Origin of the sequence: Aliifodinibius sp. S!AR15-10 (genome assembly GCF_031569985.1) — a bacterium.
Lineage (GTDB): Bacteria > Bacteroidota > Rhodothermia > Balneolales > Balneolaceae > JAMQKA01.
In genome coordinates, this window is the sequence record NZ_JAMQKA010000009.1 from 1 (window position 1) to 11,697 (window position 11,697).

The following is an 11,697-nucleotide window of genomic DNA, read 5'->3' on the forward strand; positions in this document are numbered from 1 at the left end:
ACGATTTTCTTCGCTGAGTTGGGTGTATTCTTGCATAAGCAACACGAATATAACCCGCTTGGCCGAAGACCTCAGGGGCGCGCCCCTGAGGTCTTCCTACGTGTTGCACTTATTACTTGAACTCAGGTTTTAAAATATCACTTTTTTTATTAACCCTGTCGTTTTTGGGATGCTCCCAAGATACATCTTATCCCAATCGACCAATTTCTTTGATATGTCCCTGGTCGGCTGGCGGGGGGACAGACCGGGTATCCCGGCAGATCGCCTCACAACTGGAACGAGAGCTGGGAGTGCCCGTTAATGTCATAAATGCAACCGGTGGAGGCGGAGTTACAGGCCATACACGGGGTGCATTGGCACGGCCAAATGGATACAATATGACGATGGTCACTGCCGAGATCAACATGCTCCACTGGCGGGGACTGACGAATATCACCTTCCAGGATTACCGTCCCCTGATGAAGGTAAACCGCGATAATGCCGCTCTTTTTGTCCGTGCCGATGCACCGTGGGAGAGCCTTGAAGAACTGGAAGCCGCCATAGCTGAAAACCCGGGGAAGCTTCAGGCCTCGGGGACTGCCTTTGGAGGGGTGTGGCATGTGAGCCTGGCGGGATGGCTGCTGGAGGCGGGACTCCCTGCCGATGCGGTCACATGGATCTCAATCAACGGCTCGGCGCCTTCCCTTCAGGAGTTGACGGCCGGCGGGGTGGATATGGTATCCTGTAGTTTTCCGGAGGCCAGATCACTGTATGAGGCCGGGGAAATTCGCAGCCTGGGTGTGATGGCGGAAGAGAGGTTGGAAGATCATCCCGAAATCCCAACCTTCAAAGAACAGGGATACGACTGGAGCAATCAGACGTGGCGGGGGCTGGCCGTGCCCAATGGGGTTCCGGACGAGCGGTATAACAGGTTGTTGGATGCCGTCAATGAAGTTGTTCACAGTGAGGAGTACCGGAATTTTTTGGAGACCTCCGGTTTTGGAGGAGGAGTTGAGCCACCCAAAGAATTTCTTTCATCATTGAAGGAAGAAAACCAGAAGTATGGCGAGATATTTAACAGTGCAGCGTTTGAGTCGGTAGTCTCCCAGCGGTACGGGCCGATGTTGTTTCCATACATCCTGATGGGATTAATGGGACTGGCTCTTTTGGGGATCGTGGTCAGCGGGAATCTGCAGCAGGCGGAATCGGCTGAGAAGATAACGGCTGTTGACTTCCGGCGTACGGCGTGGGTGTTGGGATCAATTATCCTGTACCTGCTTATCGCCGAGTATCTTGGATTTATTCTTTCCGCTGCCCTGATACTGGGCCTGCTGATGTGGCAATTCCGGGTCAACTGGAAAACGGCACTGCTGGTCATACTGATCACCGTACCTCTAATATATCAACTGTTTGCAGTATACCTGCGGGTGCCGTTGCCGTGGGGACTGCTGGGATGGTAAACCGTTAGATTATGATTGAAGCAATATACGAGGCTCTGCAACTGGTATTGTTTTCACCATCAATATGGCTGGTAATCCTGCTTTCCGCGGTATACGGTATTTTTCTAGGGGCCATCCCGGGATTGACGGCAACTATGGCAGTGGCCCTGTTCGTGCCCATCACCTATTGGATGGATCCTATCCCTGCTCTGGCCGCAATTGCTACTATGACTGCCTGTGCTATCTTTGCTGGCGACATTCCCACCACGCTTTTGCGGATACCCGGTACCCCGGCTTCGGCAGCCTATGTGGATGACGCCTACGCCTTCACCCAGAGAGGAGAAGCAGGAAAAGCGCTGGGTGCGGCGCTGACCGGCAGTGTATTTGGCGGCCTTTTTGGGGCAATAATCCTGATGCTTCTGGGGCAACAGCTGGCCCGGGTCGCTACCATGTTTAGCGTTGTTGAATATTTCTGGCTCTACCTGCTGGGACTTAGTTCCGCGGTAGTGGTCTCGCGTGGACCTGTTTTAAAAGCGTTGCTCGGTCTGTTGATTGGACTGCTGCTCGCTACGGTTGGGCTCAGCGCGGTTCATACCGAGGCTCGTTTCACCTTTGGCTTCCCTCAATTGTACCAGGGGATCAGCTTTATTCCTGCTATGATAGGCCTGTTTGGACTCTCGGAAGTAATTCGAAACGCGATCAATCTGGGGAACCAGCCCTCATTAGATTCTCTTCCTGATGAAAAGACAGATCAATCGGGAAGGGACACATTTTTCAGGCGAAGGATTATGAATCCTATACTGGGGGTATTTAAGAAGCCGTTCGAGTTACTGGCCAGCCGGAAGCGGGATTTCTTTCGTTCCGGTATAATAGGATCCGTGATCGGTATGCTGCCGGGAGCGGGTGCAGACATGGGCTCCTGGATTTCACTGGCGGCCTCCAAGCGGTCCAGCAGCAACCCGGACCAATACGGTAAAGGTTCGCTCAAAGGCATTACAGATGCCACTACTGCCAACAATTCGGCACTGGCCGGAACCTGGATTCCCGCCCTGGTCTTCGGCATCCCGGGCGACTCCATCACGGCTATTGTAATCGGGGTCCTGTTAATGAAAAATCTCAATCCCGGGCCCGACATTTTTATCGACCAGCCGGTCTTGGTCTACAGCATATACCTTGCGTTTATCCTGGCCAATATCGCGCTTCTCGTTGTAGGATATGTTGCCATAAAAACGGGCAGATTTGTCTTCAAAATACCTCAGAAGGTTCTTCTGCCGCTGATCCTTATATTTTGTATTATCGGCTCCTATGCTATCCAGGGTAGTTATTTTGATGTGGGGATCATGCTTTTTATGGGATTCCTGGGATTTGTATTGGAGCGCTGGGAGATCCCATTAGGTCCTGTGGTCCTGGGCATTATCCTGGGAGGCCCTGTCGAAGAACGCTTTATCCAGACCCTGACCGGCTCCGAAGGGATTATCCTACCTTTTTTCAATCGACCTATAGCCGCTGTATTAGGCGTTGGTTTTCTGATATTGTGGATCTGGACAACCTGGAGAAATATAAAAAAGAGTAACTAGTGTAATAATTAATTAGTTCTCAAACTAATTACCTCGTATTGTCAGTAATGGCACGAACAACACAACCGATAATAGTGAGTGATTCCAAGCGTCGGGAGTTGCTGGTTATGAGTCGCTCGCAAAACTGGTCTACTCCTCATGACTGAATCAAACTGAGATCTGACGGTCACGGATCTGGAAAAAGCAACAGCGTCGCATCGCGGACGTAAAGGTCACCATCGAAAAGGAGTTGGATAACATCCTTCCTGATCAATATGATCGCCAACTATTCGCCCAGACGTGTAATGAGGTGTTTGATCATGTGTGGCAGCGGTATTGAAGGTTAGCTATGTAAAAGTTCTTTACTTAGCTCTTCCATTGACGACTGGTGGCATGCGGAAGGCCACTTGGAACGTACTTTCGAAACTAATTGCTGCTGGAGATCTGGGCTACCAACCTTCATTGTCTCTGACTCTACAGCAGAAGCTCTTCGATATTCAACCTTCTTCCTCTCGGTAACATCAGCTCGGAATATGTCTCCCTTTGTGAACCATCCTGTTCCACTATCGACCTTTATTAATTCATCTGAAAGAGTAAACCTAATGAGTCCGATACCCGAAAAATCCTCATCACTCTGAGTGTGGTCTCCTTGCCAGAAATAATATAGATCGTCTTTGGTTGAATTAAGCGCAGCTGCTATACTCCAGAAGCGGGCCCATCTTAAGCCTTCATCTGTAAAAGCCTGACCTTCGAGCTTGACTTGCTGTTCTGATTCCACATAAAATATATGCACAAATCCTATCGCTTTTTCTCCCTCCTTAAGAATTAATTGCCACCAGTCACCCTCGATTTCTTTAATAGTATTCATATTGCTCTGGCCGAACCAATCTGTTGATTTAAAAAGACCTATGACAGCTGCAACTAGTTCAATGATCAGAGCAGTGAAAAGAACATCCAGATATTTATCACTTATGTTTAGACCACCTGTTATACCAAGCAAAGCTACAACTGCTGTAGCCACAAATATAGCAAGTACCGAGTAAAACAGTACCGGGCGTCCATATTTCATAATTGTCCTCTCTCTTTTCAGTTACATAAGATTCTATTTTCTAATACCATCCCGAAATTTCACAGTTGACTAATTTTCAGAAGATCTCCAATCAATACTGATTACAATTCAGATCCTTTCAAACTCCCAAATTCAACATATTATAAATCTGAATATTTTTCTAGGTTTCGCCTTGTTAACTCTTTAATGATCTAAACGACTTATCCCGGGAGACAACACGTTTTTGTAGGGGAATACCAAGATAATTTATCTGAAAGATTATTTTAAAAAGAATTGTCACGGAGAACCTCATCACGATTGTCATAATTTATCATAGACATAAAAGTCCATAAAATATTTGCCTAGAGGCATATTTTTAGAGAAGGGTATAGATCTGGTTTTTTAACACCAATACTTACTATTGGAAGTGATTTTTCCCCTAATTTCCCTAAGTCCAACTTCCAACCCCTTGGTTGGGATTGGAAGTTTTAGAAGGTCCGTTTTTGTAAATGTAAAATTTATTCACTGCTAACGCAGGAATAGGGATAGGTAAAATAGATTAAGTAAATTAACCGATTTAAGAAGTGTATCTAGAGTATATATTTAAACTTTGTTTAAAAAATGAACAACTTGGTTTTAAAGTGTCAGGGGAATTTAAATTAATGTAAGATTTCAAAGATCTTTAAAAGAGTCTAGGGAATAGATGAGTGACAAGTTATTATTCAGAAAAATAAAAAATGGGGATGAGGAGGCTTTTGAGGAGCTGTTTAATAAATATTATGAACCATTGGTTCGGTTTGTATGGGGGTATGTCAAATCAGAAGCGATCGCAGAAGAAATAGTCCAAGAATTATTTATGAAGGTTTGGAATATAAGTTCAACTTTGACAATTCAGAGATCGGTTAAATCATACATATATAGTGCCGGTCGAAATATGAGCCTGAATTACTTGAAGCATCAGAATACACAACAAGAGTGGGAAAAAGAAAAAAAAGCCCTACATGAGAATCGACCGCTCGAGGCCAAATTAGACGACAGTCTGCACAACAAAATGATGCTCGAGAAAGTTGAGGAAGCTATTCAAAATCTACCGGAGAGACGCAGGCTAATATTCATCCTTAGTCGGCATAAAGATATGACATATAAGGAGATCGCTGATTTTTTAGATATTTCAGAAAATACCGTGGACACGCAGATTAGAAGAGTATTAGCTTCTTTAAGAGAACGCTTTTCCGACTTATTGATCTACTTACTTGCATTTTTTAGTCTCATCATCTGAATCTACAAAGCATAAGACTTCAAAAATCGTTTTAGTGGGAAAACTGGGAATAATTGTTCCATTTATAATTTAAAATGAACTAGCGGGCAATTAGTTTCTCAGCATTGCTTTTAACGATAGCTGAGTAGCCTTTCTATCATACTTCCAGGGTTTATACTTCAACTACAGTATAGATTACACTCACACTAAGTATTAATAAGGGAAAGTTTTTTCAAAATAGCTGTCACGGTGAAACTATTTATAGTTGTCATATTAGTAAGAACTCAGGAAATGAATAATTGTAACATACTACTTAACCATTAATAATCGTGAGCTTAGATAATAAATATCCTAAAGAGATCAAGCGATATGTATCTGGAGAGTACTCCCCTCAGGATGAAGAGTTTGTACATGAGTGGCTTGAAGAAGATCCTGCCAGAAAAGAAGTGTTGAAAGAGCTTCAAAACCTTTGGGAGATATCTGGAAGGGTATTGGAGTTGGGGAATAAGGGCCGCGCGTGGAGTAATATCAAGGATCAGATAAAAAAAGAGAAGAAAACTGCTACTCAACAGTCGAAACCGTTTCCCAGAAATATTAATAGAAGTGGCTCTAGCAAATTAAACATTTTTTTCCAGGCGGCAGCTATACTGTTAGTCGTTGCGGGGGCCTACGGTTTCTATCTTTACTCGATATCCTCGAATACACCTGCTCAAACCAAGGAAGAGATCGTTTTAAATACTATTAAATCCGAAGATGATGAGCGGGTTGTTGTTCATATTAAAGATGGTTCAAGGGTAATCCTTAATAGTTCCAGCCAAATTCAATATAGGGATGATTACGGAAATTCGTCCCGGGACATCTATTTGCAGGGTGAGGCTTATTTTGAGGTTAACCATGATCATTCAGCTCCTTTCGTGGTTCATGCCAAAGATGCCATCATAGAAGATATTGGTACAAAATTTAATGTGAATGCTAATAAAGAAGGTGCAGGCACGGAAGTGGTAGTATCTGAGGGGAAAGTTAGGGTATCGCCACATGTTCGGGATAGTAGAGGTGATAGCACTTATGATAAATCCACCTCATCAGTAATTGTATCTGAAGGGCAAAAAGTAAGTGTCAAAAATAATCCGGATAATTTAATTGTGGAAAGGGCAGATTTATACCAGGCGTTGGCTTGGTTGCAAGACCGCTTGATATTCGATGATGAACCTCTCAGGCAAGTCATTGAACAGCTTCAGAATCATTATGGTATTTCCGTTCAGGTCGCAGACTCCTCTCTTTTCAATAAGTATATAACCGGCTCCTTTCAAGATGAAAGTGTAGAAAATGTTGCTAAAGTACTCGCTATATCAATGGATGCGAGTTATAGTTTGAAAGACAGTACGCTTCAATTTTTTATTGAGCAACAAAAAATTAATCACTTCAATAACAATAGATAACCACAGGGTAGAACTATGTATAATAAATACAGTACAGGGATCGGGATAATTGTTTTTTCGATAGTGCTAGGATTATCCTCTATCGTTAAAGGACAAGTATTAGTAAGAAATTTTTCGGATGTAAAACAAAATAGTTCGGTTAAAGCCACATCAGAAAATTTACTTCAAAGGAAGATCTCATTAAGTGTTAAAAATCAGTCACTAAAGAATGTATTGAGAAAAATTCAACGGAAAAGCGGTATACATGTATTTTATACCCGAGATATCCTTCAGGGACATTCAAATGTATCATTGGCAGCTGAAAGGCAAAGTCTTAGGGAATTATTGGATCAATTATTTGAACCGTATCGCATAGGCTACTGGACCACGGGAAATTATATTATCCTTCAGAAAAAGGAAAGATCCAAAATTCTAGAATCCATTAGTGGGCAAGTTATCGATGCAAGTTCAGATGAACCACTTCCAGGCGTCAATGTGGTACTAAAAGGAACAACGACCGGCACGTCTACAGATAATGAAGGTAATTATGAGCTTAATGTATCTTCGTTGCAGGATACGCTTGTATTTTCATTTATAGGTTATCAGACACAGGAAGTATCTATTAATGGTCGGACTGAGATAGATGTGGATTTGCAGGTCCAGGCTGTTTCAGGTGAAGAATTGGTTGTCGTTGGTTATGGAACGCAACAGAGAAGAGACCTGACTGGATCCATAAGTTCGGTTTCTGGAGAGGAATTTGAGCAAGCACCTGCAAATGTTACATCAATAGATGGCCGTTTGCAAGGTCTTGCATCTGGGGTAGAGGTTAAGCAAGCTTCTTCGGCACCTGGTGGTGGCGTTTCAATACGTATTAGAGGAAGTAATTCCATTACTGCAGGAAATGAACCCCTTTATGTAATTGATGGATTCCCAGTATACAGTTCGAATGAGGATATAACTGCAGGAAAACCAGTACCATCAGGTTCTCCTCAAAATGCCCTTTCATCGATTGATCCAAGTAATATACAATCTATAGATGTATTAAAAGGTCCTTCTGCAACAGCCATTTATGGTTCAAGAGGTAGTAATGGGGTAGTCATAATAACAACAAAAAGAGGTATTAGCGGGCAAAATAATATAGATTTTGAAAGTTCCATTGGACTTCAGCAGGTTAGTAAAAAGATATCTCTTTTAAATGGCAGACAGTATGCTGAGATAATTAATGAGGGGTATATCAATGATGGGAATGATCCCATTTTTGAAAATCCAGAGTCATATGGTGAAGGAACAGATTGGCAGGATGCAATTTTTAGAACTGGTGTTACTCAGAATTATAATCTTACTGCATCAGGAGGAAATGAATCGACAAGGTATATGGTATCTGGAAGCTATGTAAATGATGAAGGAATCATAATAGGTTCGGACTTTAATAGGGGATCATTTAAAGTCAATCTTGACCAACGGCTCAGTGAAAAAATTGACGTAGCTGTAAATATGCAAGCTAGTCGAATAAATGAAAATGTTGTAATTACGGGAAGTGGTACCGAAAATAGTACTGGTATTGTGAACAGTGCACTTATTTATGCACCAATTCTTGATGTATACAATGCTGACGGAAGCTACACTTTGTATCAAGATATCCCTGGCACAACTCCAGTCGGTAATCCAGTAGCTGAAGCGAAAGAGATTACTAATAATAATATCAGAACAAGATTAATAGGAAATGTTTCTGTCGACTACGACCTACAGGAGGATTTAACGCTACAAACCAGGTTTGGTACAGATTTAACTAATGTAAAGGAGAACTTTTATATACCAAGAACCATCTACAGGGGGATGCAAGAGGGAAATGGTCTTGCATCAGTCGGTACAGTACAACTTTCGTCTTGGCTAGCTGATGTCACACTTACCTATAATAAAGATTTAGGAGAGCAGCAGACCCTCACCCTTTTAGGAGGTGTGAGTACGCAAGGATCCCGAAATGAGTTTATGAATGCTGAAGCACAAGGTTTTACAACTGATAATACAACATATAATGACCTTGACGGTGGAAGTCGGTTGGTAGCTCCAAGCAGTAGTTCGACTGATTGGGATTTGATCTCTTATATTGGTAGAGCTAACTATAATTTTGATAATAAATACTTGATTACAGCAACAGGACGGGTAGATGGTTCTTCTAAGTTTGGTGAAAGGAATAAGTATGGAGTGTTCCCATCTGTATCAGTAGGTTGGCGACTTTCAGAAGAAGGATTTATTAAAACTTTAGGCCTTTTTAGTAACTTAAAACTTAGAACTAGTTACGGTATAGTGGGGAACCAAGAAATAGGATCCTACCAGTCTCTAGCAGCTCTATCAACAGATAATTATATATTTGGTAATAATATAAATGTAGGATATACCCCAGATCGTGTTACCAATCCAGATCTTAAGTGGGAAACCACAAATGAGTTCAATGTTGGCCTTGATATGGGGTTTGCCAATCAGAAGTTAACGGCAACCGTTAATTACTATTACAAAAAAACGGAAGACCTTTTACTAAATGTTCCACTGCCAACAACATCTGGTTTTAGTAGTGCTCTTCAAAATATAGGTGAGGTGGAAAACAAAGGAGTCGAGTTTTCCTTGTCATACCAAGAAGGTCAGGGTGAATTTCAATGGAATACAAGTCTAAATCTTACTGCTAATCGGAATAAAGTGTTAGATCTGGGTGGCCGGGGAGAATTTTTTGTAGGAGGTACCTCGGATCTGGTCATTGAGCAATTTAGCATTGTGAAGACTGGAGAACCCTTGGGATCCTTTAAAGGGTATGTACGTGATGGCATTTTTCAGAATGAGGAAGAGGTTGCGGCTCATCCTGCACAACAGAGTACTGCTCAACCTGGAGACCCGAGATATAAGGATTTAAACGGTGATGGGGTTCTTAGTAATGCCGACAAGACAATGATTGGAGATTCTGAGCCTCTGTTTAGTGGAGGCATGTCTCATACATTTTCCTATAAAGGATGGTCCTTAAATCTCTTTTTATATGGGACTTATGGGAATGACATTTTCAACACCAGTCGTTTTAATCTGTATACTGCCAAGACTAGGACTAACAACCATAAAGATGTACTTAATAGGTGGACACCTAATAATCGTGAAACCAATATACCAAGACCTACTGATTCTAGAGGTTTCCGCATAAGTCAGTTTTATGTTGAAGATGGTTCCTACTTACGTCTAAAGAACCTCTCGTTAAGCTATAATATCCCTAACGTAACTGATATGTTAGGATTAAGACGGGCAGAGGTATCTTTAAGTGCACAAAATTTATTTACAATTACCAATTATACGCTCTATGATCCTGATGTTAATATAGCAGGACAAAGTAACGTAGAAAGAGGTGTAGATTATGCCGCTTATCCAAGTGCCAAGACGTATTCACTAGGTGTTAGTATTGGATTTTAAATTATAATTGTCTGGCGGTAAGTAAATTGGGATTCACACTTAATAAGTGTAAAAATAAAAGGTAAAAAAATGGATTTTTTAAAAAGAATAACTGTTCTGGTCACAATACTTGTAATGTTGCCTCTTCTGTATTCTTGTGAATCTTTACTAGAAGAAAACCCTGATAGTTTTGTCTCAACGAATAACTTCTATAAATCAGGAAGTGATGCAGAAGCTGCAATAAATGCTGCTTACGAACCTCTGGGGGTTTTTACTGGTACTGACTTCTGGGTGATAACTGATATGAGTACAGATGATATGGATGCAATTTTTCGTTCGAATATACGAGTCGAAATTTTAGAGTATTCATTTGATGCCACACACCCTTCATTTCAAGGGGTGTGGTCTGACTTATATGATGGAATAAACAGAACGAACCTTGTAGTTAACCGTGTGGCTAATATTGAAAACATGGACGCTGGATTAAAAGAAAGGATCATTGGGGAGGCCAAATTTCTCAGGGCATTATATTATTTCAATGCTGTCAGACTATGGGGTGGGGTGCCAATGTCTCTTACACCAACTGAAGAGCTTGCCAATTTAGAAGTCGAACGAACTCCTGCAGATGCTGTTTATCAACAAATTATTTCTGACTTGCAGGATGCTGAAGGAGTATTACCTACTACTTATAGTGCCGAGGATAAGGGTAGAGCTACTCAAGGTGCAGCAAAAGCCTTATTAGCTGAAGTTCATCTAACTCGAGAGGAATGGTCAGAGGCTGCCAATAAAGCACAAGAGGTAATTGATTTAGGTATTTATGATCTGTGGGACGTGTATAAAGAGGCCTTTACTTTGGAAAACGAAAATGGGAAAGAAGATATTTTCTCTGTACAAGCTAATGCTGATCTTGGTGAAGGAAGTAATATGGTTCCATTTTTTACACCGGAGGCTTTCCCTAATCCTGACGGTGTACCCGTGGGTTGGGGCTCAATAAAATCTACAGAAGACCTTTACAATAGTTATGAAAATAGTGATGAACGTAGAGATGTCTTTATAACTTCTTATACTACTCCTGATGGAGAAAATGTCACTCTACCGTATGTCGGGATCTGGAAATATGTTGATCCAACCTTGCCTTCTACAGGATCTTCTGATAATAACTGGCCAATACTCCGCTACTCTGATGTATTGCTCATATATGCTGAAGCTGTTAACGAAATGTCAGGACCAACAAATGAAGCATACAATGCAATCAATGAAATAAGGGAACGAGCAAACCTTTCAGATCTTCCAACCGGACTAAGTCAAGATGAGTTTCGAGCATGGGTTTATGCAGAACGACGTCGTGAGTTGCCAATTGAAGGAGAACGTCGTTTTGACTTAGTTCGTACTGGAAGGCTCTTAGAAACAATGAAAAACTATGGTACTTCAAATATCCAAGAGCATCATAGATTGTATCCTATTCCACAAAATGAGATAATTTTAAATCCGAAATTAGAACAAAATCCAGGGTATGGAAACTAAATTGTAAAAGAGAGAAAAAAGGCGGACTATCGATTTAATAATTATGGGA

At 41.7% G+C, this 11,697-nt stretch carries 7 protein-coding genes; 6 read left to right on the forward strand and 1 reads right to left on the reverse strand.

What is annotated here, in order from left to right; translation table 11 throughout:
• The first annotated feature begins 209 nt into the window (after positions 1-209).
• Together NC796_RS07965 and NC796_RS07970 are read left to right on the forward strand one after the other, a co-directional pair.
• Complete coding sequence (locus NC796_RS07965; RefSeq protein ID WP_310683727.1) at positions 210-1,439, forward strand: tripartite tricarboxylate transporter substrate-binding protein; 1,230 nt, start codon at positions 210-212, stop codon at positions 1,437-1,439.
• Positions 1,440-1,450: 11 nt separating this feature from the next.
• A complete protein-coding gene (locus NC796_RS07970; protein WP_310683729.1) occupies positions 1,451-2,995 on the forward strand; it encodes a tripartite tricarboxylate transporter permease in 1,545 nt (514 codons plus the stop codon).
• A gap of 322 nt (positions 2,996-3,317) precedes the next feature.
• Here NC796_RS07970 and NC796_RS07975 read toward each other — a convergent pair whose 3' ends face one another.
• The gene (locus tag NC796_RS07975) at positions 3,318-4,043 is read right to left on the reverse strand and encodes a hypothetical protein (RefSeq protein ID WP_310683731.1); all 726 of its coding nucleotides are present in this window, start codon (positions 4,041-4,043) and stop codon (positions 3,318-3,320) included.
• Positions 4,044-4,725: 682 nt separating this feature from the next.
• Between NC796_RS07975 and NC796_RS07980 the strand changes: the two genes are divergently transcribed.
• The 4 genes from NC796_RS07980 (at position 4,726) to NC796_RS07995 (ending at position 11,648) form a co-directional block, all read left to right on the forward strand.
• Complete coding sequence (locus NC796_RS07980) at positions 4,726-5,301, forward strand: RNA polymerase sigma-70 factor (RefSeq protein WP_310683733.1); 576 nt, start codon at positions 4,726-4,728, stop codon at positions 5,299-5,301.
• A 308-nt stretch (positions 5,302-5,609) separates the two neighbouring features.
• Entirely contained in the window at positions 5,610-6,719 is a 1,110-nt protein-coding gene (locus tag NC796_RS07985; RefSeq protein ID WP_310683735.1) for a FecR domain-containing protein, read from the forward strand.
• A gap of 15 nt (positions 6,720-6,734) precedes the next feature.
• Complete coding sequence (locus NC796_RS07990; RefSeq protein ID WP_310683738.1) at positions 6,735-10,145, forward strand: TonB-dependent receptor; 3,411 nt, start codon at positions 6,735-6,737, stop codon at positions 10,143-10,145.
• A gap of 69 nt (positions 10,146-10,214) precedes the next feature.
• Positions 10,215-11,648, forward strand: coding sequence for a RagB/SusD family nutrient uptake outer membrane protein (locus NC796_RS07995; RefSeq protein ID WP_310683740.1), 1,434 nt, complete (start codon positions 10,215-10,217; stop codon positions 11,646-11,648).
• The last annotated feature ends 49 nt before the right edge of the window (positions 11,649-11,697 follow it).

Excerpts from the sequence above, each read along its gene's own strand:
- NC796_RS07970 (WP_310683729.1), top strand. The coding sequence starts at position 1,451 with ATGATTGAAGCAATATACGAGGCTCTGCAACTGGTATTGTTTTCACCA.
- NC796_RS07975 (WP_310683731.1), bottom strand. The coding sequence starts at position 4,043 with ATGAAATATGGACGCCCGGTACTGTTTTACTCGGTACTTGCTATATTT.
- NC796_RS07980 (WP_310683733.1), top strand. The coding sequence starts at position 4,726 with ATGAGTGACAAGTTATTATTCAGAAAAATAAAAAATGGGGATGAGGAG.
- NC796_RS07990 (WP_310683738.1), top strand. The coding sequence starts at position 6,735 with ATGTATAATAAATACAGTACAGGGATCGGGATAATTGTTTTTTCGATA.
- NC796_RS07995 (WP_310683740.1), top strand. The coding sequence starts at position 10,215 with ATGGATTTTTTAAAAAGAATAACTGTTCTGGTCACAATACTTGTAATG.